The 22,658-nt window shown below is 71.5% G+C and carries 21 protein-coding genes, 1 other RNA gene and 1 pseudogene; 11 read left to right on the top strand and 12 right to left on the bottom strand.

Features of this window, described 5'->3' with window-relative positions:
• The first annotated feature begins 204 nt into the window (after nt 1-204).
• The gene (locus B5M43_RS00200; protein ID WP_167626740.1) at nt 205-354 is read left to right on the top strand and encodes a hypothetical protein; all 150 of its coding nucleotides are present in this window, start codon (nt 205-207) and stop codon (nt 352-354) included.
• Between the two features lie 4 nt (nt 355-358).
• Here the strand turns inward: B5M43_RS00200 and B5M43_RS00195 are convergent.
• Nucleotides 359-1,223, bottom strand: a pseudogene (locus B5M43_RS00195) (GyrI-like domain-containing protein).
• A 281-nt stretch (nt 1,224-1,504) separates the two neighbouring features.
• Between B5M43_RS00195 and B5M43_RS00190 the strand changes: the two are divergent.
• A complete protein-coding gene (locus tag B5M43_RS00190) occupies nt 1,505-2,197 on the top strand; it encodes a transglycosylase family protein (protein ID WP_230667462.1) in 693 nt (230 codons plus the stop codon).
• A 51-nt stretch (nt 2,198-2,248) separates the two neighbouring features.
• On the opposite strand, the gene B5M43_RS00185 is transcribed toward B5M43_RS00190, so the two are convergent.
• From B5M43_RS00185 to B5M43_RS00160, 6 genes are all read right to left on the bottom strand, one after another.
• Nucleotides 2,249-2,533 (bottom strand): putative quinol monooxygenase, encoded by a 285-nt coding sequence (locus B5M43_RS00185; protein WP_134745109.1) that lies wholly within the window; start codon nt 2,531-2,533, stop codon nt 2,249-2,251.
• A 145-nt stretch (nt 2,534-2,678) separates the two neighbouring features.
• The gene (locus B5M43_RS00180) at nt 2,679-3,089 is read right to left on the bottom strand and encodes a pyridoxamine 5'-phosphate oxidase family protein (protein ID WP_134745111.1); all 411 of its coding nucleotides are present in this window, start codon (nt 3,087-3,089) and stop codon (nt 2,679-2,681) included.
• Between the two features lie 76 nt (nt 3,090-3,165).
• Nucleotides 3,166-5,511, bottom strand: coding sequence for an excinuclease ABC subunit UvrA (locus B5M43_RS00175; RefSeq protein ID WP_134745113.1), 2,346 nt, complete (start codon nt 5,509-5,511; stop codon nt 3,166-3,168).
• Between the two features lie 58 nt (nt 5,512-5,569).
• On the bottom strand, nt 5,570-5,986 hold the full coding sequence (locus tag B5M43_RS00170; protein ID WP_134745115.1) for a VOC family protein: 417 nt from the start codon (nt 5,984-5,986) through the stop codon (nt 5,570-5,572).
• 5 nt (nt 5,987-5,991) lie between these two features.
• Nucleotides 5,992-6,372 (bottom strand): helix-turn-helix transcriptional regulator, encoded by a 381-nt coding sequence (locus B5M43_RS00165; RefSeq protein WP_134745155.1) that lies wholly within the window; start codon nt 6,370-6,372, stop codon nt 5,992-5,994.
• Between the two features lie 113 nt (nt 6,373-6,485).
• Entirely contained in the window at nt 6,486-7,106 is a 621-nt protein-coding gene (locus B5M43_RS00160) for a TIGR00730 family Rossman fold protein (protein WP_055988701.1), read from the bottom strand.
• Between the two features lie 34 nt (nt 7,107-7,140).
• Here B5M43_RS00160 and B5M43_RS00155 point away from each other — a divergent pair, with 34 nt between their 5' ends.
• Both B5M43_RS00155 and B5M43_RS00150 read left to right on the top strand, forming a co-directional pair.
• On the top strand, nt 7,141-10,350 hold the full coding sequence (locus tag B5M43_RS00155) for a S41 family peptidase (protein ID WP_134745117.1): 3,210 nt from the start codon (nt 7,141-7,143) through the stop codon (nt 10,348-10,350).
• Entirely contained in the window at nt 10,347-11,279 is a 933-nt protein-coding gene (locus B5M43_RS00150) for an AEC family transporter (RefSeq protein WP_134745119.1), read from the top strand. Before B5M43_RS00155 ends, B5M43_RS00150 begins: the two co-directional genes overlap by 4 nt.
• A 10-nt stretch (nt 11,280-11,289) precedes the next feature.
• Here the strand turns inward: B5M43_RS00150 and B5M43_RS00145 are convergent, their stop codons facing one another.
• Genes B5M43_RS00145 through B5M43_RS00135 form a run of 3 tightly spaced genes read right to left on the bottom strand, consistent with a single transcriptional unit; the run spans nt 11,290 to nt 13,897 of the window.
• Nucleotides 11,290-12,498, bottom strand: a complete 1,209-nt coding sequence (locus tag B5M43_RS00145) for an anthranilate synthase component I family protein (RefSeq protein WP_055988704.1) — start codon at nt 12,496-12,498, stop codon at nt 11,290-11,292.
• Nucleotides 12,498-13,070, bottom strand: coding sequence for an aminodeoxychorismate/anthranilate synthase component II (locus tag B5M43_RS00140; protein WP_055988705.1), 573 nt, complete (start codon nt 13,068-13,070; stop codon nt 12,498-12,500). The genes B5M43_RS00145 and B5M43_RS00140 overlap by 1 nt, the downstream gene beginning before the upstream one ends.
• Nucleotides 13,071-13,120: 50 nt before the next feature.
• Nucleotides 13,121-13,897, bottom strand: a complete 777-nt coding sequence (locus B5M43_RS00135; protein WP_055988706.1) for an SDR family oxidoreductase — start codon at nt 13,895-13,897, stop codon at nt 13,121-13,123.
• A 176-nt stretch (nt 13,898-14,073) separates the two neighbouring features.
• Here B5M43_RS00135 and B5M43_RS00130 point away from each other — a divergent pair, with 176 nt between their 5' ends.
• The 5 genes from B5M43_RS00130 (at nt 14,074) to ppgK (ending at nt 17,564) form a co-directional block, all read left to right on the top strand.
• Nucleotides 14,074-14,541, top strand: a complete 468-nt coding sequence (locus tag B5M43_RS00130; protein ID WP_134745121.1) for an NfeD family protein — start codon at nt 14,074-14,076, stop codon at nt 14,539-14,541.
• Nucleotides 14,542-14,544: 3 nt separating this feature from the next.
• Complete coding sequence (locus B5M43_RS00125; protein WP_055988708.1) at nt 14,545-15,441, top strand: SPFH domain-containing protein; 897 nt, start codon at nt 14,545-14,547, stop codon at nt 15,439-15,441.
• Nucleotides 15,438-16,211 carry a glycerophosphodiester phosphodiesterase family protein gene (locus B5M43_RS00120; RefSeq protein WP_055988709.1) on the top strand — a complete coding sequence of 258 codons (774 nt, stop codon included), beginning with the start codon at nt 15,438-15,440 and terminating at the stop codon, nt 16,209-16,211. The genes B5M43_RS00125 and B5M43_RS00120 overlap by 4 nt, the downstream gene beginning before the upstream one ends.
• 109 nt (nt 16,212-16,320) lie before the next feature.
• Nucleotides 16,321-16,701, top strand: coding sequence for an RNA polymerase-binding protein RbpA (locus tag B5M43_RS00115; RefSeq protein ID WP_055988710.1), 381 nt, complete (start codon nt 16,321-16,323; stop codon nt 16,699-16,701).
• 110 nt (nt 16,702-16,811) lie between these two features.
• Nucleotides 16,812-17,564 carry a polyphosphate--glucose phosphotransferase gene (ppgK, locus tag B5M43_RS00110; RefSeq protein ID WP_055988711.1) on the top strand — a complete coding sequence of 251 codons (753 nt, stop codon included), beginning with the start codon at nt 16,812-16,814 and terminating at the stop codon, nt 17,562-17,564.
• Between the two features lie 53 nt (nt 17,565-17,617).
• Here ppgK and rnpB read toward each other — a convergent pair.
• Together rnpB and B5M43_RS00100 are read right to left on the bottom strand one after the other, a co-directional pair.
• Nucleotides 17,618-17,987, bottom strand: an RNA gene (gene rnpB, locus B5M43_RS00105) — RNase P RNA component class A.
• Between the two features lie 42 nt (nt 17,988-18,029).
• Nucleotides 18,030-19,484, bottom strand: coding sequence for an XRE family transcriptional regulator (locus tag B5M43_RS00100; RefSeq protein WP_134745123.1), 1,455 nt, complete (start codon nt 19,482-19,484; stop codon nt 18,030-18,032).
• 131 nt (nt 19,485-19,615) lie between these two features.
• On the opposite strand from B5M43_RS00100, the gene aceA reads away from it, so the two are divergent.
• Together aceA and aceB are read left to right on the top strand one after the other, a co-directional pair.
• The gene (gene aceA, locus B5M43_RS00095; protein WP_055988713.1) at nt 19,616-20,929 is read left to right on the top strand and encodes an isocitrate lyase; all 1,314 of its coding nucleotides are present in this window, start codon (nt 19,616-19,618) and stop codon (nt 20,927-20,929) included.
• Nucleotides 20,930-20,978: 49 nt separating this feature from the next.
• Nucleotides 20,979-22,640: a malate synthase A gene (gene aceB, locus B5M43_RS00090; RefSeq protein ID WP_055988714.1), complete on the top strand. Its 1,662-nt coding sequence runs from the start codon at nt 20,979-20,981 to the stop codon at nt 22,638-22,640.
• The last annotated feature ends 18 nt before the right edge of the window (nt 22,641-22,658 follow it).

The following is a 22,658-nucleotide window of genomic DNA, read 5'->3' as shown; positions in this document are numbered from 1 at the left end:
CAGACGCTCACGGGTCGGCGCGGTCCTCGTGTCGCTCCTGGCCTGCGGCGCTCTCCCGGCGTGCGCGGCACCGGCCATCGAGGTCGGCGGGATCGAGGTCGAGGTGAGCCAGTCCCGTACCCAGTACGCCGACCGCGTCGTCTCGCTGGTCGTGCGCGCGGCGGGGGAGGCCCTCACGGTCGCGCTCGACCCTGCGACGCGCACGTGCTGGCCGAGGACAAGCGCGGCACGTTCGTCCCGGTGCACGCGAGCGTCGACGGCGTCCGCCAGGCGCCGATGTACGTCCCGGTGCCGGATGCCGCACGCCGCGCGCTGATCGAGTTCATCACGCGGACGTGCGGGCTGGGGGAGTGACGGCTCAGCCGCGCTCGACCGGCAGCCAGAGGTCGCAGGTCGCCGTCGAGAAGTCCTCGGCGCGCTCGATCACCGCGACGATCGAGGGCCCCGGACGCAGCCGCCACGGATTGGAGGGGAACCACTCCGTGGCCGTGGCCGCCCAGGTGTCCTGCAGCGCCTCGGGGTGTGCGCCGGTCGTGCGGAAGACCGCCCACGCGCCGGCGGGGACCTCGATGCACTCGAGGTCGTGGGGCGGCGCGGTGGCCTCATCGACCGCCACGCCGTGGAGATAGGTGAGCTCGCTGCCCTCGGCGTCGTCCGGGTCGAGGTCGGCGCTCACCTGGAGAAGGCCGGCGGGCTCGGTGGAGCTCAGCTCCTTCAGGCGGGCGTGCTCGGCGATCGGCAACGACGCGATGTGCTCCTGGATGTGCGGATTCACGCCGCGGTGGATGAGCGGCACGCGCGCGGCGCGGCCGATCAGGCGGAACGCGGGTCGATCGAGGATGCGGGCGTCCATGGGGGAGCTCCCTTCTACGGTCAGGCGGAACCTGAGCTGCGGTTGTGTGCGAAGGGGACCCCCGGCGCGGCGCACATCGGCGGGTGCGACCCCGTGCACGGCCCGGAACGCCCGGCCGAACGCCTCGGTGGACCCGTAGCCGTATCGAACGGCGATGCCGAGCAGATCGCGGCCCGCGATCACGTCGGCTGCCGCCATGGTCATCCGGCGGCGACGAACGTATTCCGACAGCGGCATGCCCGCGAGCGACGAGAACATCCGCCGCAGGTGGTACTCGGTGGCCGAGGCGCGCGGCGAACAGCTCCAGATCCATGTCCTGCGTCAGGTGACGTTCGACATGGTCGACCAGCTGGTTGAGTGCACCGATCACGAGGATCTCCCTTCCTCGATGAGCCTCCCGGAAAGCGGGTCGCATGGCCCGAAGATCCCGGACCGATTCAATCGGATGAGCGCAGCGCGAGCACCGGACGCCTATGACCTCGCTGGCAGGTCCCTGAGTGCACTGTTACCTTTTCGTGATCTTGACGTAGCGTGGCACGTCGACCGTGGAGGACCGCCGTCGAACCCGCCCGAGTCCTCCGCACCCGAAACGAGACGACCTTCCGGTCGGCGGGCGAGTGCGCGGCCATGGCCGCGCACAGAGACGGGGCCGTGGAGCTCCTTGTGATCCTGAACACGCATTCCCGACAGAACACCGAAGCGCGCCGACCTGGACGGTTCGCGCGAGGGGGACTGGTCGCCGCCGGTCTCGTCGCGGCGGCAGCCGGGGCGCTCGTGCCCACGGCGGCGAACGCGGCCGACGACGCCACCTGGGACGCACTGGCCCAGTGCGAGTCGGGCGGCAACTGGGCGATCGACACCGGCAACGGCTACTACGGAGGCCTGCAGTTCTCGCAGTCCACGTGGGAGGCCAACGGCGGCACCGGCAACCCGGCGGACGCCTCGCGCGAGGAGCAGATCCGCGTGGCGGAGAACGTCCTCGCGACGCAGGGCTGGGGCGCCTGGCCGACGTGCTCGGTGAAGATCGGCGCGTCCGGCTCGGCGGAGCCGCGTGAGGCCGCGCCGACTGAGGCTCCGGCCGCACCGGCGGCGGGGGAGTCCGCTCAGGCACCCGCCGCCGCACCGGCTCCCGCACCGGCGCCGGTCGAGGAGACGTATCAGCTTCCGGATGTGGAGCCGTCGGACGAGACCTACACGGTCGAGTCGGGTGACACGCTCTTCGACATCGCCACGAAGCTCGAGGTCGAGACCGGCTGGCTCGGCATCTTCGCGGTGAACCAGGAGACGATCTCCGACCCCGACCTCATCGAGGTCGGCGACGAGCTGATCCTGCCCGCGGAGTGACCGCGAGCGACCCTGTGGGCGGGGTGCCGGCGACGGCCCCCGCCCACGGGGTCAGCCGGCCAGTCCCTCCACGGAGTAGCGCCGCTCGATCCCGGCCGTGCGGCGACCCCATTCGCTCGTCGCGGCGCGCGCCTGATGCGCGTTGAAGGCACGCTCATCCGCGAACCGCTCGGCGACCGCCCAGACCAGGGGATCGGCGGTCGGGGTCACCTCGAACGAGAGGCAGCCGGGCTCGGCGCGAGTCAGCGCCACGTGGGCCGGCAGGTGCTCCGCGACAAGTCGCGCCTCGTCAGCATCCGCACACCGCAGTTCACCCGTCAATCGCACCTCGACCATGAACCTCACAGTAGAGCGCGTCGGACTGCCGGGCGGCAGGCGGTCGATGCCCGGCGCAATGGGGGACGGCGACGAAGGGCGCGCCTCAGCGAACTGACATAATGTGCATTATCGGCGTGTGGTCGATCCCGCGAGACAGCCCCTCTCAGAGGCCGAACGACGCAGACACCAGGAAGCGCTCCACGTCGATCCGCAGCGCGACGCGCTCCGGATTCGGCCTCGGCGTCCGGTAGCGCGCCGCGTACTGCTCCTCAGCGCGTCGCACGGACTCGGCGTCGCTCAGCACCTGCGCCGTTCCCTCGAGCGTCGACCAGTGACGTCCGTCGACCTGACAGGCGGCCACGCGCGGGTCCGCGGCGGCGAGACGCGCCTTCAGGGACGACCCGGACGTGATGACCCACGCGCAGCGCTGCTCGAGGTCCAGGGCGACGCCGACCGGCGTGACGTGCGGTCGTCCGTCGCGACGCAGTGTCGTCAGCGTGCACAGGTGCCGCTCGGTCCAGAACTCGAGAAGTGCCGGCGGGAACTCGCTCCAGCCCGGGCGCCAGGATGCCATTCGGTCATCCTCGCACCGTGCGCGGCGTGACGCGGCCTGATTCTCCCCCGAGGACCAATATATCGTTACGCGCGGCTCAGGCGCCCACGTACTGCGCCAGGTGCTCGCCCGTCAGGGTCGAACGGTCGGCCACCAGGTCGGCAGGTGTGCCCTCGAACACGATCCGCCCGCCGTCGTGGCCGGCGCCCGGGCCGAGGTCGATGATCCAGTCCGCGTGGGCCATGACGGCCTGGTGGTGCTCGATCACGATGACCGTCTTGCCCGAGTCGACGAGGCGGTCGAGCAGCCCGAGGAGGTTCTCGACGTCGGCGAGGTGGAGACCCGTCGTCGGCTCGTCGAGCACGTAGACGTCGCCCTTCTCCCCCATCTGGTTCGCGAGCTTGATCCGCTGCCGCTCGCCGCCCGACAGGGTCGAGAGCGGCTGGCCCAGCGTGAGGTACCCGAGACCGACGTCCTCGAGACGACCCAGGATGGCGGCGGCCGCCGGGATCTTCGCCTCGCCCTCGGAGAAGAACGGCCGGGCCTCGGCCACGGGAAGGTCGAGGACCTCGGTGATGTCCCTGCCGCCGAGCTTGTACTCGAGCACCCCGGCCTGGAAGCGCTTGCCGCCGCAGTCCTCGCACGGCGTCTCGACCGTGTCCATGAAGCCCAGCTCCGTGATGATGACGCCGGCGCCCTTGCAGGTCGGGCAGGCTCCCTCCGAGTTCGCGCTGAACAGCGCCGGCTTGACGCCGTTCGCCTTCGCGAACGCCTTGCGGATGGGCTCCAGCAGCCCCGTGTAGGTCGCCGGGTTGCTGCGGCGCGAGCCCTTGATGGCGCCCTGGTCGATCGCCACGACGTCGGGGCGGCGCGACACCGAGCCGTGGATCAAGGAGCTCTTGCCCGAGCCGGCGACGCCGGTCACGACCGTGAGCACGCCGAGAGGGATGTCCACATCCACGTCCTGCAGGTTGTTGTCGGCGGCGCCGCGGATCTCGATCGCGCCCGCGGCGGCCCGCACCTCGGGCTTCAGCTGAGCGCGGTAGTCGAGGTGCCGCCCGGTGAGCGTGCCGCTGGCCTTCAGGCCCTCGACGGTGCCCTCGAAGCAGATCGTGCCGCCCCCGCTGCCGGCCTTCGGCCCGAGGTCGACGACGTGATCGGCGATCGCGATCGCCTCGGGCTTGTGCTCGACGACCAGCACGGTGTTGCCCTTGTCGCGCAGCTGCAGCAGCAGCTCGTTCATCCTCTGGATGTCGTGCGGGTGCAGGCCGATGGTCGGCTCGTCGAACACGTAGGTGACGTCAGTGAGCGACGACCCCAGGTGGCGCAGCATCTTGATGCGCTGCGCCTCTCCCCCGCTCAGCGTGCCGGACGGCCGGTTCAGGCTCAGGTAGCCGAGGCCGAGCGTGACGAACGCCTCGAGGTTCGCTCGCAGGGCGTTCAGCAGCGGCCCCGCTCCCGGCTTGTCGAGGGCGCGCACCCAGTCGGCGAGATCCGTGACCTGCATCGCGCACGCGTCCGCGATGCTGATCCCGTCGATCTTCGACGAGCGCGCCGCCTCGGTGAGCCGCGTGCCGTCGCACTCCGGGCACGTCGCGAAGGTCGCGATCCGCTCCACGAAGGCCCGGATGTGCGGCTGCAGCGATTCGATGTCCTTCGAGAGCATCGACTTCGTGATCTTCGGGATCAGGCCCTCGTACGTCATGTTCATGTCGAACGCGCGCACCTTCGTGGGCTCCTTGTAGAGGAAGTCCTTGCGCTGCCGCTCGGTGAACGTCGAGATCGGCTTGTCGGCGGGGAAGAACCCGGATCCGGCGAAGCCCTTCACCATCCATCCGTCGGGCGTGTATCCCGGCACCAGGATCGCCCCCTCGAGCAGGGACTTCGACTCGTCGATCACCTGCGACAGGTCGATGTCCGACACCGAGCCGCGGCCCTCGCACCGCGGGCACATGCCACCCAGGTAGACGACGTCCTTGACGATCTTCTTCTCGCCGCTGGCCGACGTCATCACGCCGCTGGCCTTCTGCGTCGGGATGTTGAACGAGAAGGCCGTGGGACCACCGATGTAGGGCTCCCCCAGCTTGCTGAACAGGATGCGCAGCATCGCGTTCGCGTCCGTGACGGTGCCGACCGTGGAGCGCGGGTTGGCGCCCAGCCGCTCCTGGTCGACGATGATCGCGGTCGTGAGGCCCTCGAGCACGTCCACGTCGGGACGCGGCACGGAGGGCATGAACCCCTGCACGAACGCGCTGTAGGTCTCGTCGATCAGCCTCCGCGACTCGGCCGCGATCGTGTCGAACACCAGTGAGCTCTTGCCCGATCCCGAGACGCCCGTGAACACCGAGAGCCGTCGCTTGGGGATGTCCACGCTCACGTCCTTGAGGTTGTTCTCGCGCGCGCCCTGCACGCGGATCAGGTCATGGGTGTCGGCGGGATGCACCGGCGCTCCTTCGATTCGGGGATGTGGCGGGTCTGAGATGCGGGACGGATGAGAGCGCTCAGCGCTGCTGGACGCGGATGGCGTTGCCCGCGGGGTCGCGGAGCGCGAAGTCGCGCACGCCGTAGTCCTGGTCGATGGGCTCCTGGATGATGTCCACGTCGGGCGCGGCCTGGACCTTCTCGAACAGCGCGTCCACGTCGGGCGTGGCGAGCACGATCCCGGCGTACGTGCCCTTCGCCATCATCTCGGCGATGGTCTGGCGCTCGGTGTCGGTCAGGCCGGGATCGATCGCGGGCGGCGTGAGCACGATCGACGTGTCGGGCTGCCCGGCGGGGCCGACGGTGATCCAGCGCATGGTGCCCTGGCCCACGTCGAGGCGCACCTCGAAGCCGAGCACGTCGCGGTAGAACGCGAGCGACGCCTCGGGGTCGGTGTGCGGCAGGAAGCTGGCGTTGATGGTGAGTCGGTTGTCCATGTCCGTCACGCTATCCGCGCACCCGCACGGGTCGCTTCTCGATTCCTGACCGGTCTGGTGACGGTCTTCACCACCAGCGACGGCAGTCCCTCCAGCCCGCTCCGCGCGGCCCGGCGGTAGACGCTCGGGGGCATGCCGACCAGCTCGGTGAACCGGCTGCTGAACGTGCCGAGCGACGCGCAGCCGACCGCGAAGCAGACCTCGGTGACCGACAGGTCGCCGCGGCGCAGCAGGGTCATCGCCCGCTCGATGCGCCGCGTCATCAGGTACTGGTACGGCGACTCGCCGTACGCCGCCTTGAACTGGCGGCTGAGGTGCCCGGCCGACAGGTGCACGCCGCGCGCGAGCGCCTCGACGTCGAGCGGCCTGGCGTACTCGCGGTCCATCCGGTCGCGCACGCGGCGCAGCAGCGCGAGCTCGCGCAGCCGCGCGTCCTGCGCGGTCGAGTCGACGGAGGGGCCGGTCACAGGGGATATCGTGCCACGCCCTCCCGACGATCTCAGCCCTCGACGCCGGTGTCGCTCACCCACTTCGGCGCGGGCGGCTCCCACTCCTCCAGACCGCGGATGAGGTCGCGCGGGGTCGAGGCGACGAGGAGCGACTCACGGAACGCGGATGCGACGAATCCCTCCTCGACCATCCGGTCGACCATGGTCAGCATCGGGCGCCAGAACCCCCGCACGTCGTACACCGCGACCGGCTTGCGGTGGATCCCGAGCTGCAGCCACGTCCACACCTCGAAGAACTCCTCGAGCGTGCCGATGCCGCCGGGCAGGGCCACGAACGCGTCGCCGAGCTCCGCCATCCGGAGCTTGCGCGCGTGCATGTCGGGCACGACCTCGAACGTGGTGAGGTCCGGGTGCGCGATCTCCTTGTCGACCAGCGCCTGCGGCATGACGCCGTGCACCGGCGCCCCCGCCTCGCGCGCCGCGGTCGACACCGCTCCCATGAGACCGACGTTCCCGCCGCCGTAGACCACGCCGATCCCCCGGGCGGCGAACGCCTGCCCGATGTCCACCGCAGCGCGGAGGTAGGCGGGGTCGTGACCGGGCGAGGAACCCGTGAAGACGGTGACGCGGCGGATGTGCGCCGGCCCGTCGCTCGGAGGCGTTGCGTGCATGCCTCCACCCTACGGACGTGGCTAGGTTGAAGAGGTGAGCTCGACAGAGGACGCCTATCTGCGCTACCCCCACCTCCACGGCGAGCTTGTGACGTTCACGGCGGCGGACGACGTCTGGGTCGCTCCGGTCACCGGCGGGCGCGCATGGCGCGTGACGAGCGACATCGCTCCGGTGCGCCAGCCCCGCTTCTCTCCGGACGGCAGCGTGATCGCCTACGTGTCGCACCGGGACGGGCATCCCGAGGTCATGGTGGCGGAGGTCTCCGGCGGCGGGGTGCGCCGGCTCACATACTGGGGCGCGCAGAGCACGATCCTGCTCGGCTGGACGCAGGACGGCCGCATCCTCGTCGCGTCGAGCGGCGGCGAGTCCAACACACGCCACACGGTCGTGAAGGCCGTCGCCCTGGACGGCTCGTGGGAGCGCCTGGACCTCGGGATGGCCTCGGGCGTCGCCCTGCACGCGGACGGGGGCGTCGCCCTGGCGACGCCCGGCAGCCGCCCGCCCGCTCATTGGAAGCGCTACCGCGGCGGCACCGCTCCTCGCCTGTGGCTGCGCGCGGCCGGCGGCGACTGGAGCCGGCTGCTGCCGGACGAGACCGCCGGGATCACCGACCCGCTCTGGGTCGGCGACGCGCTGGTGTTCGCGTCCGACCGGGCGGCCGCGTTCCCCGACCGTGCCGACGAGCAGGCGAACCTGTGGATCTGGGACGTCCCGGGCGAGGGCGAGCCGCGCCGGCTCACACATCAGGGCCCCGACGAGGGCTATGTCCGCGACCCGAGCACCGACGGGTCGCGGATCGTGTGGCACAGCCGGGGTCGGCTGCGGATCCTCGATGCGCTGGACGCCCGGCCCCGCACGATCGAGGTCACTCTGCCCGGCACGGCGCCGGAGCCCCTGGTCCTGGGCGGGAACCGCCGCCTCGACGCCTTCGCGCCCGACCACGACGCCTCGGGCAGCCTGGTCGCGTGGCGCGGCAAGGCCTTCTGGGTCGCACACCGCGAGGGCCCGGCCCGCGCGCTGCTCGCCGACTCCGGCATCCGCGCGCGTGAGCCGATCGTGCTGGGCTGCACCGGCCTCGGCGCGGTCGTGAGCGACGCGACCGGTGAGGATGGCATCGACGTGCTCGCGCTCGACGGATCGGAGCCGCCGCGGCGCATCCTGTCCGGGGAGCTCGGGCGGGTGCTGCACCTCGCGGCCTCGCCCGCGGGCGACAGGATCGCGGCCATCTCGCACGACGGCGCGATCCGCGTGATCGACCCCGTGGCGGGCACGGCCCGGCAGATCGGCCGCTCCGGACGCGGCGAGGCGCTCACGCCCCGCTTCTCCCCCGACGGCCGGTACCTGGCGTGGTCGCAGCCGGTCGACGCGGGCGGCGACCTGCACGCGATCTGGATCGCCGAGGCCGATGGATCGGCGCCGGCGGTGCGCCTGACCACCGGTCAGTACAACGACCGCTCCCCCGACTTCACGCACGACGGCAGGCACCTCGTGTTCCTGTCCGACCGCACGTTCGATCCGCACTACAACAAGCACGCGTTCGACCTCGCGTTCATCGGCGCGACCCGGCCCTGGCTGATCCCCCTGTCCGCGACCGAGCCGGCCCCGTTCGGCCCGAGCGTCGACGGCTGGCCGCTCTCCGCGCCGAGGAAGGCGGAGGACGGCGCCGTGGCGTGTCCCGACCTGGACGCCGAGGCCGCCGAGGAGCGGATCGTGCCGTTCCCGGTGCCGTCCGCGGAGTACCGCGACCTCACGTGCGCCGATGGCGGCGTGCTGTGGGTCGCCGTGCACCCCGAGCAGGGTGTGCTCGGCTCGCGGCGCGCGGGCGTACGGGACGAGGCCACGCCCGACAGCCTCGAGCGCTGGTCCTTCGCCGATCGCAAGGTCGAGACCCTGGTCGACGCCGTCGACGCATACGCGGTCTCGGGCGACGGAGAGCGCGTCGTGGTGCGCCACCGCGACGCGGTCACGGTCGTCCCCGCCACCCGGCCCGCCAAGGACGACGCGGTGCGCGTGGACCTGTCCCGGCTGCGTTTCAGCGTCGACCCGCGCGCCGAATGGCGCCAGATGTTCGACGAGAACGCGCGCATCATGCGCGATCACTTCTGGCGCGCCGACATGGACGGCGTCGACTGGGCCGCCGTGACCGACCGCTGGCGCCCCGTCCTCGAGCGCGCCCTCACGCACGACGACGTCGTGGACATCCTGTGGGAGACGGTAGGCGAGCTGAACACCTCGCACGCGTACGTGACTCCCCCGTCGCCGCTCGGGAACCAGGGCCGGCGTCTGGGCTTCCTGGGCGCGGACCTCTCCCCCGCAGCGGACGGCTGGCGCATCGACCGGATCCTGCCGGGCGAGTCCAGCGACCCGCACGCCCGCTCCCCGCTGCGGCAGGCGGGCGTCGGGGCGCGTGCGGGCGACGTGATCGTCGCGGTCGACGGCGCCCCGGTGGACCCGGTGGCGGGCCCGTCGGCGCTGCTGATCGGGGCGGCCGAGCGCCCGGTCGAGCTCACGCTCCGCCGTGATGGCGAGGACCGCCGGGTGGTGGTGGTCCCGCTGGCGGACGAGGAGGTGCTGCGGTACCAGAACTGGGTGCGCTCCCGCCGTGCATACGTCGCCGAGCGCAGCGGCGGACGCCTGGGCTACGTCCACGTCCCCGACATGCAGAGCTACGGATGGGCGCAGCTGCACCGCGATCTGCGCATCGCGACGGACGCCGAGGGCGTCATCGCGGACGTGCGCTACAACCGCGGCGGCCACACGAGCCAGCTCGTCGTGGAGCGGCTCGCGTCCCGCGTGATCGCGTGGACGGCCGCGCGGCAGTTCGACGACATGATGCCGGATCCGGATCGCGCCCCGCGCGGTCCGGTCGTGCTGGTCGCCAACGAGTTCTCCGGTTCCGACGGCGACATCGTCAACGCGCGCGCCCAGGCGCTCGGCGTGGGACCTGTCGTCGGCGTGCGCACGTGGGGCGGCGTGGTGGGCATCGACAGCCGCTTCGCCCTCGTCGACGGCACGAAGATCACCCAGCCCCGGTACGCCTACTGGTTGCAGGGCAAGGGCTGGGGCGTCGAGAACCACGGCGTCGACCCCGACATCGAGGTCGTGCACAGCCCGGCGCAGATCCTCCGCGCGGACGATCCGCAGCTCGACCGCGCGATCGACGAGGCGCTCGCCCGGCTGGCCGCGACCCCCGCCGCCGCACCGCCCGAGCTCCCGGCGCCCAGGGTGCGCCCGAGCCGGTGATCGGGGTCCTGACCGGCTTCGCGGTCGTCGGCCTCGCCATCGTCACCGGTTACATCGTCGCGCGCATCGACCTGCTGGGAGAGCACGCGCGGTACGTCCTGAGCCGGCTGACGTTCTTCGTCCTCAACCCGTTCCTGCTGTTCGCGGTGCTGTCGGACGCCGACCTCACGCTGCTCTTCTCCGCGCTGCTGCCGGTGTCCATGCTCGCCGCGTTCGCGATCTTCCTCGTGTACGCGCTCGTCGCGCGCCTGGTCTGGAGGCGCTCGACGGGCGAGATCGTGCTCGGCGCGCTCGGCGCGGGCTACGTCAACGCGAACAACATCGGCATCCCGATCTCCACCTACCTGCTCGGCAACGGCGCCTACTCCGCGCCGATCATCCTGGTGCAGCTGCTGGTCATCACGCCGATCGTGCTCGCGATCCTCGACGCGGTGTCGTCGGGCGGCGTCGCGGGGCCCCGCGAGCTCGGGCGCGTGATGCGCCGCACGCTGCGCAACCCCATGATCATCGGCGCGGCACTCGGGGTTCTCGTGGCGGTCACGGGTGTCGACCTCCCGCCGCTCGTCATGGAGCCCGTGGGCCTGCTCGCCGGCGCCGCGGTCCCGGTCCTGCTGCTCAGCTTCGGGATGTCCCTGCACGGCCAGCGCGTGCTGACCACCCGAGCGTCGCGCCCCGACGTGCTGCTCGCCACCGCCATGAAGCTGCTGGTGATGCCCGTGGTCGCGTGGGCGTTCGGGCTGCTGTTCCAGCTCGACGGCCACGCCATGCTGGTCGTGGTGGTGCTGGCCGCCCTGCCCAGCGCGCAGAACGTGTTCAACTACGCGCAGCGCTACGGCGTGGGCGAGGTGCTCGCGCGCGACGTCGTCTTCCTCACCACGTTCTGCTGCGTCCCCGTCGTCTTCGCCGCCGCGATGATCTTCGGCACCTGACCTCGGCGGGTCACACGCGCAGGGCGCGCAGGAGGCGCTCCGCCTTCCAGCGGGACTCGGCGTACTCGTCGTCGGCGTCCGACTGCACAGTGATCCCGCCGCCGGTTCCGAGCACGTACTCGCCGCCGCCGTCGGTCAGGAGCGTCCGGATGATCACGCCGAGGTCCGCGCGCCCGTCGGCGGCGATCCAGCCCATGGCGCCGGCGTACGCACCCCGCGGGGTGGGCTCGACCTCGTCGATGATCTGCATCGTGCGCAGCTTGGGCGCGCCCGTCATGGACCCGGCCGGGAACAGCGCCCGCAGCGCCTCGACCGTCCCGACGTCACCGCGGAGCGTGCCGCGCACGGTCGAGACCAGCTGGTGCACCGACGCGTACGACTCGACCGCCATCAGGGAGGGCACCTCGACCGTGCCGACCTCGCACACCTGCGACAGGTCGTGCCGCAGCAGGTCGACGATCATGAGGTTCTCCGATCGGAACTTCGGATCCGTGGCGAGGCGCCGGGCTGCCGCCGCGTCGTCGGCGGGCGTCGCGGCGCGCGGCGTGGTCCCCTTGATGGGCTTCGCCTCGATCGTGCGCGCTCCCCCGTCCACATCGATCCGCGCGTAGCGCTCGGGCGAGGATCCCAGGACGAACGCCCGCGCGCCCGGGACGTCGTGCTGCAGATACGCCGCGTAGGGCGCGGGATTCAGGGCGCGCAGGCGCTCGAACGCCTCGGCGGGAGCGAGCACGCTCCGCACGCTCGCCCGGTGGGTGAGGTTCACCTCGTAGGAGTTGCCGGCGTGGAGGTGCTCCTGCACGGCGTCGAACGCGTCCCGGTACCAGCCGGGGGTCGGCTCGGGCGGGAGCGAGCCGAGCACGTCCGCGGCGGGAGCGGCCGGCAGGTCGAGACGCTCGATGTGCGAGGGCCGCATCCACACCGCATCCGGAAGCCGCGTGTCGGAGCGCGCGGGCAGGTCGGGGCGCGACGCGTAGCCGAAGTAGCCGTACCAGCGGTCATCCGCCGCGCCCCCGGCCAGCTCCGCTGCGAGCACCGCGAACACATCGTCGCCGACGACCTCGGCGCGCCCGTCGACGTGGCGGGTGACCTCGCGGCGGGCCGCGGAGTACGTCAGGGAGACGTCGGACGGCTCCAGCCACGCCAGCTGCGGCCCGCCGTCGCCCGCCTGCAGCCAGACGCACCGGGCGGCCGTCGTCGCGGCCGGGAACGCGCCCATCACGCGGCGCCGAGGAAGTTGCGCACGATGTCCTCGCCGTGCTCGGTCAGGATCGACTCCGGATGGAACTGCACGCCCGCGATCGGCAGCGTCCGGTGCGCGACGCCCATCACGAGGCCCGTGCGCTCGTCCGTCGCGGTCACCCGCACGTCGTCCGGCAGCGCGAGCGCCGCGAGCGAGTGGTAGCGGATGGCGCGGAAGCCGTCGGGAAGGCCCGCGAACAGGCCGAATCCGTCGTGACGCACGGTCGCGTCGACGCCGTGACCGGGGTCGACCCGCTCCACCACTCCCCCGAAGGCCGTGACGATGCCCTGCATGCCGAGGCACACCCCGAGCACCGGCCGCTCCCCCGCGCGCAGGATCTCCCGCCCGACCGCGAAGTCGTGCGGATCCGCCGGATGTCCCGGCCCCGGCGAGAGCACCACGAAGTCGTGGCTCAGCACGTCCGCCGCGGTGCACTCATCGTGCTCGACGACGCGCGGCAGGCCACCGGTGACCCGTGCGATCAGATGCACGAGGTTCCCGGTGTAGCTGTCGTGGTGGTCCACGACCACGACGTCATGCGAGGGCATGGATCTATTGTGCGGGCCGCGGACCTCGCCGCGGCCGCGACCGCCGCCCGTTACTCGCCCGCGAAGGCGCTCACGTCGCCGACGAGGCGCGTGTTGTCGGCGGGCACGGGGTCCACGGCCGCGCGGGCCACCTCGGCCGCGAACTCCGACACGTTGTACAGCTTGCCGGCCGACTCGCGGCGCTGGGCGATCGCGCCGGGGTTGGCGCGCTCGAGCAGGGTCGCCGTGATGGTGCCCTCGATCATGTCGCCCGAGACCACGGTGAAGCCGATGCCCTTCTCCTCGAGCGACGGGATGAGCTCGCGCAGCGCGTCCTCGCCGGCCCGCTTGGAGAGCGCGACCGGCTCGTACTCCGGCATGGTCGGCGTGGTGCGGATGAAGTGCGCCTGGTGGCTCGTGACGAAGACCACGCGCGAACCCTCGCGCAGCAGCGGCAGCGCCGCCTGCAGCGCGCCCACCTGCGCGTCGCGGTTGAGCTTCAGGGCGTAGTCCTCCTCCATACCGGACTCCATGCCGCCCGAGGCGTTCAGCACGAGGATGTCGAGGCCGCCGAACTCCTCCTGGACCGCCTCGAACATCGCCTGCACGGTGGACGTGTCCGTGAGGTCGGCGCCGACCACGAGCGCCTTCACGCCCAGCTCGCGCACCTCGTTCGCCAGCTTCTCGGCGCGAGGGGCCTTGTTGCGGTAGTTGATGACGACGTCCGCACCGGCCTGGGCGAAGTAGCGCACGGTGTCGGCGCCGATGCCGCGGGACGAGCCGGTCACGAGCGCGACCTTGCCGGTCAGGGTGCCGGGGGCGATGGGCTGCGACGGGGCGTCGGTCACGGGGACTCCTGGGGTTCGAGCGGGATCCGGATGGGCGCGGCGATGCGCGCCCGGGTCTGTTCGACAGTACCAACGCGGTCGCGCGCGCCTGTGTGCCGAGCCTCCAATGTCGTGGGCGCGCCGTTGTCCATGCCCGCGTCGCACGGCGCTGGTATGGTGCGGAAAAGGAGGGCCGCATGGAGTTCATCGAGCAGTGGGCCTGGGTCGGCTGGGTGGCGCTGATCGCCCTGTTCCTGGCGATCGAGATCATGTCGGGCGAGCTGACGTTCCTCATGCTGGGCCTCGGATCCACGGCCGGCATGATCGCGGCGTTCGCCGATGCTCCGCTGTGGCTGCAGGTGATCATCGCGGCCGTAGCCGCGGTCGCCTTCCTCCTCCTGCTGCGGCCCCCGCTCCTGCGCCGCCTGCGCAAGGGCTCCGACCCGCAGAAGTTCAACGTCGCCGCGCTGGTCGGTCGCCGCGGCGTGGTGACCGAGACCGTCACGGCGCTCTCCGGCCGCGTGAAGCTGGTCAACGGCGACTCCTGGTCGGCTCGCGTGCGCGAGGGCGCCGACCTGCCGCCGCAGACCCCGATCGTCGTCGAGTCGATCCAGGGCGCCACCGCCATCGTGGCACCCGCGCCCACCCCCGCACAGGAGGCCTGAATCATGGAGCTCATCGGAACGGTCCTGCTGTGGATCCTCGCCGCCGCGGTGGTGGTCGTCGTCATCACGATCCTGGTGCAGGCGATCCGCATCGTCCCGCAGAGCGAGGCGTTCATCATCGAACGGCTCGGGCGCTACCACCGGACGCTGTTCGGCGGCCCTCACCTCCTCTTCCCGATCATCGACCGGCCGCGGGCCCGGGTCGACCTGCGCGAGCAGGTCGTGTCGTTCCCGCCGCAGCAGGTCATCACCGAGGACAACCTGTCGGTCGCGGTCGACGTGGTCGTGTACTTCCGCGTCACCGATCCTCGCGCGGCGACGTACGAGATCGCCAACTACCTCGGCGCGGTCGAGCAGCTGTCGATCACGACGCTGCGCAACGTCGTCGGCGGGCTGAACCTCGAGGAGGCGCTGGTCAGCCGCGACGTCATCAACGCCAAGCTCAGCGCGACGCTCGACGAGGCGACCGGGCAGTGGGGCATCAAGGTCGGCCGCGTGGAGCTCAAGGCGATCGATCCGCCCGCGACGCTCCAGGACGCGATGGAGAAGCAGATGCGCGCCGAGCGCGACCGCCGCGCCGCGATCCTGACCGCCGAGGGGCACAAGCAGTCGCAGATCCTCGTCGCCGAGGGCGCACGGCAGGCCGAGATCCTCAAGGCCGAGGGCGACAAGCAGGCCCAGGTCCTGCGCGCCGAGGGCGAGTCGCAGGCGATCCAGACCGTGTTCCACGCCATCCACGCCGGAGCGCCGGACGACAAGCTGCTCGCCTACCAGTACCTGCAGGCGCTGCCGAAGATCGCCGAGGGCGAGGCGAGCAAGCTCTGGCTCATCCCCAGCGAGCTCACCGAGGCGCTCAAGGGCATCGCGGGCGGCTTCGCGCGCCCCGCCGACAGGGCGTGACGCACCCGTACCTGGTGGGCACGGCCCACCCGCGCGTCCTCGCCCATCGGGGCCTGGTCCACCGCGGACCTCTGCACGACGACGAGTTCGTGGTCGAGAACTCCTTCGCGGCGATCGCCGCCGCGCACGCCGCAGGGGCCGACTACGTCGAGTCCGACTGCCACCTCACGGCCGACGGCCATGTCGTGCTCTTCCACGACGACACGCTCGAACGCGTGACCGGCGACCCGCGGCCGCTCGCGGACGTGACGCTGCGCGAGCTCGAGCTGCTGATGGCCGACCGCGGCGGGCTCGCGACCCTCGCGCAGACGCTCGAGGCGTTCCCGACGACGCGCTTCAACCTCGACGTGAAGGCGCCGGCGGCGGCCGTGCCGCTCGGACGGATGATCGCCGAGCACGCCGATCGGGTGCTCGTCACGAGCTTCTCGGATGCGCGCCGCCGTGCGGCCCTCGCCGCGGCGGCGCCCGCACTGCCCGCCACCTCCCCCGGCACGGGCACGGTCGCCCTCCTCGTGACGGCGGTCGCCCTGCGCCTCAAGCCGCTCGCGACCCGGCTGCTGCGCGGCCTCGACGCCTTGCAGATCCCCGAGCGCCGGGGCGCGGTCCGCGTCCTGACGCCGCGCCTCATCGCGTGGGCGCACGAGAACGGCGTGGAGGTCCACGTCTGGACCGTGAACGACCCCGAGCGCATGCGCGAGCTGGTCGCGATGGGCGTGGACGGGATCGTCACGGACGTCGCCGACGTCGCCCTCGAGACGCTCGCGCGCTGACCGCGCCATCCCGCTGGGATTCCGCTGGGAAAGGCGGATGGCGGCGTCCGCTTCGGATGATGTGCACAGGCGGGGACGTTATACCTGTCACCGACGAGAGGACCACACAATGGCAGATCGCAGCCTTCGCGGAATCCGACTCGGCGCCCAGAGCCTCCAGAGCGAAGAGGGCGTCGTTTTCATGGAGCGGACCCAGTACACGTACCACTGTGCTGCCTGCGACCGCGACACCACCCTGACGTTCGCGGCCGACGCCGAGGCCCCCGAGACGTGGGAGTGCCGCGGCTGCGGCGGCGAGGCGCTTCTGAAGGTCGACGGCAGCACGGTCGAGGTCGACCACAGCGGCGACAAGGCGCCCCGCACGCACTGGGACATGCTCCTGGAGCGCCGCACCATCCCGGAGCTCGAGGAGATCCTGGCGGAGCGTCTGGAGTTCATCCGCGCGCGCCGCGGCGCGGGCGAGGACCCCACGCGCGCCAAGTCGGCCTGACCGACTCCCCCACGACGACGCCGGCCCGCGTGGCCGGCGTCTTTCGTGTGCCCGCCGTCGCGGGACGTCATGCGTCATCGGCGTGCTCGCCGCTCCAATAGGCTGAGCGCATGGCGAACAGCGTGGATCGAGCCGTCGGCATCGACATCGGCGGCACCGGCATGAAGGCCGGCATCGTGGACCTCGGCAAGGGCGAGCTTGTCAGCGACCGGGTCCGCATCCCCACTCCCAAGGGCGCGAAGCCGAAGGACGTCCTGGCGACCGTCACGGAGCTCATCGAGCTGCTCGGCCCCGACGCCGAGGAGCTCCCGGTCGGCATCTGCTTCCCGACGATCGTGAAGCACGGCCGCACCATGTCGGCGTCGAACGTGTCGAAGAAGTGGATCGACTTCGAGGCCGAGAAGTTCTTCGAGGAGGGCCTCGGCCGCAGCATCCACTTCGTGAACGACGCGGACGCGGCGGGCCTGGCCGAGCTGCGCTTCGGCGGGGCCAAGGACCAGCCGGGCCTCACGATCCTGACGACGCTCGGCACCGGCATCGGCTCCGCGTTCCTGTTCGAGGGTGCCCTCGTGCCGAACACCGAGCTCGGGCACCTGCAGTGGAACGGCGAGAAGATCGAGGCCTACGCGGCGCCGACCGCGCGCGAGCGCGAGGACCTGTCCTGGGAGGACTGGGCCGGTCGCCTGCAGGAGTTCTACGACCACGTCGAGTTCCTGTTCTCCCCCGACCTGATCCTCGTCGGCGGCGGCGTGTCCAAGAACCCCGAGAAGTTCATGCCGCTGCTGAAGACGCGCGCGCCCATGCGCACGGCGACGCACCTGAACAACGCCGGCATCATCGGCGCCGCCTCCCTGGCCCTCTGACCTGAGACAGAAGCGCCCGGATCCTTCACGGATCCGGGCGCTTCTGCATGGGACGAATGGGCCGGCCTGTACGCCGGGTTCTGTTCAGGGGCTCGCGCCCCCTTGACGGCCATCTCTCTCGGCGACACGTTGCCGTGACGCTCCAGCGACCTACCCGAGGACTCGGCGGGCCGCGTCAACATCCTCTGTCTGGTCTTGCTCCGGGCGAGGTTTACCGAGCGGATCGCGTCACCGCGACCCCTGGTGGTCTCTTACACCGCCGTTTCACCCTTACCAGGACGAGGTCCTGGCGGTCTGCTTTCTGTGGCACTGTCTCGCGGATCACTCCGGGTGGGTGTTACCCACCGCCCTGCCCTGTGGAGCCCGGACGTTCCTCGGCGCGCGGCGGCGGACCGCCCGCGACGCGGCCGTCCGGCCGACCCATTCGCACGTTCCAGTGTAGGCGTCGCGCCTGTGAGCGCCGCGTCAGGCCCTGGGGGCGTGCGCCTGAAGGAACGCATACACCTCGGTGGTGTCGACCCCGGGGAACGAGCCCGTCGGGAGCGTGGCGAGGAGAGTGCGGGGCGTGGCCGCGTTGGGCCAGGCCCCGTCGCGCCAGGCTGCCTCGAGCTCCGCCGGCGGGCGTCGGCAGCACGTCTCCACCGCGTGCCTCGACACGCCGCGATGGGGCGTGTCGCGCCCCACGAACCACTTCGTGTCGTCGAAGCGCACGCCCACGCTGACCGAGTGGGCCCCCTGACTCGAGTGCTCGACGCGCGCGGTGCACCAGTAGGTGCCGTTTCCCGTGTCGGTGTACTGGTAGTAGGGGTTGAACCGGTCGTCGATGTCGAACACGACCCGGCTCGTCCACCGGCGGCAGCACAGCTGACCCTCGATCGACCCCAGCCGATCGGTCGGGAAGTTCACGTCGTCGTTCTCGTAGGCCTTCGTGATCGTCCCCGACTCGTGCACCTTGAGGAAGTGCACGGCGATGTCCAGGTGGCGCGTCGCGAGGTTGGTGAACCGGTGCGCGGCGCTCTCGTACGAGACGGCGTACGCGTCTCGCAGATCCTCGATCGAGATCGCTCGCCGCGCCTTCGCCTCGCGCAGGAACGGAACCGCGTGATCCTCCGGGATCAGCAGAGCCCCTGCGAGGTAGTTCTGCTCCACCCGCTGACGCAGGAACTCCGTGTAGTCGGCGGGCTCCGCATGCCCCAGCACACGGCTGGCGAGCGCCTGCAGGACGGCGGTGCGCGGATCGCCGCTCACCCGCTCCGGCAGGTAGATCCTCCGGTGGCGCAGGTCCGCGACGCTTCGCGTGGTCTGCGGGAGGTCCGGTGCGTAGTGCAGCGTGAATCCCAGATGGGCCGCGATGTCGCTCGCGGCACGCTGAGTCAGCGGCCCACCGGGGTGGCCGACCGCCGCGAGCAGGTCGCGCGCGTGCTGCTCGAGCTCGGCGAAGTAGTTGTGCTGGCGTCGCATGAGCCTGCGCAGCTCGAGGTTCGCCCGCCGCGCCTGCTCCGGTGTCGCGGCGCGCTCGTCGTGGAGCCGGTCGACCTCGGCCGCGAGCGACAGGATCGCCCGGAGCGCGTGATCCGGCACGGACTTGGAGATCCGGAACGGCTCCAGCCCCAGCGACTGCAGCCGGGGAGAGCGCAGCGCGCGCTCGACCGCCAGCTCCAAGCCCGCGCGCTCGTCCAGCGCTTCGGTCTCGAGCAGGGCGTCCAGCCCGGTGCCCAGCGCCTTCGCGATCGCCCGCAGCATCGACAGGCGCGGCTCCCGGCGCCCGTTCTCGAGCATCGACAGCTGGCTCGGCGCACGCCCGACCGCCGCCGCGAGGGCATCCAGGGTCATGCCGCGCTCGGCGCGGAGCTGCCGGATGCGGCGCCCCACCGCGAGAGCATCGGGACCGTCTTCGTCGAGAAGTTCCGCCGTGGTCATGCCGGGATCATGCCACAGAACGTCCGCAGAACAGAAGATCTGGCGATCTTCTCCCGGCGAACTTGGTCTACGCGCACTTCTCTTCACAGATCGTGGACCTCAAGAAGTCCCCCGAGACGAGGAGCACGACGATGAGCACTCTCGATCAGCACCCCATGCCCGCCCGCCCCGGCGATCAGACGCAGACCGCGGACGACCTGCGCCTGGAGTGGAGCGCCGACCCGCGCTGGAGCGGGATCGCGCGCGACTACACGGCCGAGGACGTCATCCGGCTGCGCGGAACGGTCCGCGAGGACGCGACGCTCGCCCGGCGGGGCGCGCAGACCCTCTGGCAGCGCCTGGCCGACGCCGAGCCGGTGCGCGCCCTCGGCGCGATGACCGGGAACCAGGCGGTCCAGCAGGTCCGCGCCGGTCTGAAGGCCATCTATCTCTCCGGCTGGCAGGTCGCGGCCGACGCCAACCTGTCGGGCCAGACCTACCCCGACCAGTCGCTGTACCCGGCCAACTCCGTTCCGGCTGTGGTGCGCCGCATCAACAATGCGCTGCTGCGCCAGGATCAGCTCGAGCACGCCGAGGGCGGCACGACGCGCGACTGGATGGCACCGATCGTCGCGGACGCGGAGGCCGGGTTCGGCGGTCCGCTCAACGCCTATGAGCTGGCGCACGCGATGATCCAGGCCGGCGCCGCCGGCATCCACTGGGAGGACCAGCTCGCGAGCGAGAAGAAGTGCGGCCACCTCGGCGGCAAGGTGCTCGTGCCGACGCAGCAGCACATCCGCACCCTCAACGCCGCGCGCCTCGCTGCCGACGTCGCGGGCGTCCCGACCATCCAGATCGCCCGCACCGACGCCCTGGCGGCCGATCTGCTGACCAGCGACGTCGACGAGCGCGACCGCCCGTTCCTGACCGGCGGGCGCACGAGCGAGGGGTTCTACCGCGTGCGGAACGGCATCGAGCCGGTCATCTCCCGCGGCCTGGCGTACGCGCCGTACGCCGACCTGCTGTGGGTGGAGACCGGCACGCCCGACGTGGAGCTCGCCCGAGAGTTCGCCGCAGCGATCCACGCGGAGCACCCGGGCAAGATGCTCGCCTACAACTGCTCGCCCAGCTTCAACTGGCGGCGGGCGCTCTCGGACGCCGAGATCGCCTCGTTCCAGGACGAGCTCGCCGCGCTGGGCTACCGGTTCCAGTTCATCACCCTCGCGGGGTTCCACGCTCTGAACCACTCGATGTTCCAGCTCGCGCGCGGCTACGCCGAGAACGCCATGACGGCGTACGTCGACCTGCAGGAGGCGGAGTTCGCCGCCGAGAAGGACGGGTACACCGCGACGAAGCATCAGCGCGAGGTGGGCACCGGCTACTTCGACCACGTCTCCACGGCGCTCAACCCCGACAGCGCCACCCTCGCCCTCGTGGGCTCCACCGAGTCCGAGCAGTTCCATTGAGCGCCCACCCCGCGCGCCACCGCATTCACTCCAGCGCAAGGAGAGCAGCATGACCATCATCGACACCGCCCCGACGAGGACGGACTTCCCCACGCCCGAACCCACCGCTCCTTCCATCGAGGTGGTGGGCGCCATCCACCCCCGGTTCGAGGAGATCCTCACGCCGGAAGCGCTCGCGTTCCTGGCGCAGCTCCACGAGCTGTTCGCCGCCGCGCGGTACGCCCGGCTCGCCGATCGTCTGCGTCGTGGCTACGAGATCGGCACCGGCCGGGATCTGCGGTTCCGCGACGACACCGCGCGCATCCGGGACGACGACGGCTGGCGCGTCGCCGGGCCCGGCCCCGGACTGGAGAACCGGCGCGTCGAGATCACGGGTCCGACCGATCCCCGGATGACCGTCAACGCGCTCAACTCCGGCGCCGACGTGTGGCTCGCCGACCAGGAGGACGCCACCAGCCCCACCTGGCGGAACGTGATCGGCGGACAGCTGTCGCTGCGCGACGCCATCCGCGGGCGGCTCATCCACACGACCCCGGAGGGCAAGCGCTACGAGGTCACGGCGGCACGCACGCCCACCATCGTGATGCGCCCCCGCGGCTGGCACCTCGAGGAGCACCACCTGCGGTTCACCGACCGTCACGGCCGCAACCGCCCGGCATCCGGCTCGCTCGTGGACTTCGGGCTCTACTTCTTCCACAACGCCGAGGAGCTCATCGCCCGCGGCGCGGGGCCCTACTTCTACCTGCCGAAACTGGAGTCGGCCGAGGAGGCCCGCCTCTGGGACGACGTGTTCAGCTTCGCGGAGCAGTACGTCGGCATCCCCCGCGGCACCATCCGCGCGACGGTGCTGATCGAGACGCTCCCCGCGGCGTTCGAGATGGAGGAGATCCTGTACGAGCTGCGCCACCACGCGGCGGGCCTGAACGCCGGGCGATGGGACTACATCTTCTCGGCGATCAAGACCTACCGGGGCCGTGGCGCACGGTTCGTGCTGCCGGACCGCAACGAGGTCACGATGACCGTGGGGTTCATGCGCGCCTACACCGAGCTGCTGGTCAAGACGGCGCATCGGCGCGGCGCGTACGCCATCGGCGGCATGAGCGCGTTCATCCCGAGCCGGCACGACGCCGAGATCAACGCGCGCGCTCTCGAGAAGGTGGCCGCCGACAAGCGCCGGGAGGCCGGCGACGGCTTCGACGGCACCTGGGTCGCGCATCCCGACCTCATCCCTGTCGCCCGCGCCGAGTTCGACGCCGTGCTCGGCGACCGGCCGAACCAGCTGGAGCGCACGCGCGACGACGTCACCGTGTTCCCCCGCCAGCTGCTCGATCTGTGGATCGGTCGTCCCATCACGGACGAGGGCGTGCGCGGCAACGTCTCGGTGGCGATCCGGTACATCGAGGCGTGGCTGCGCGGCATCGGGGCCGTCGCGATCGACGGGCTCATGGAGGACGCGGCGACGGCCGAGATCTCGCGGTCGCAGGTCTGGCAGTGGATCCGGCAGGAGCGCAGCACCGAAGAGGGCACGCCCATCACGCGCGAGCACGTGTCACGCCTGGTCGACGAAGTGCTCGCCGCCTCGCCGCGCCACGACGGCGACCGCTTCGACGAGGCCGCCGCGGTGTTCCGCGACGTCGCACTGAGCGAGACGTTCCCGGCCTTCCTCACCGTGAAGGCGTACGCCGAGCACCTGGTCGAGCTCGACCGCTGAACCGGCAACCGGGGCCGC

This window comes from Microbacterium sp. MEC084, from assembly GCF_004514465.2.
Classification (GTDB): domain Bacteria; phylum Actinomycetota; class Actinomycetes; order Actinomycetales; family Microbacteriaceae; genus Microbacterium.
Note: the sequence above shows the minus strand (reverse complement) of the source record. Positions and strands in the feature narration are given on the sequence as shown.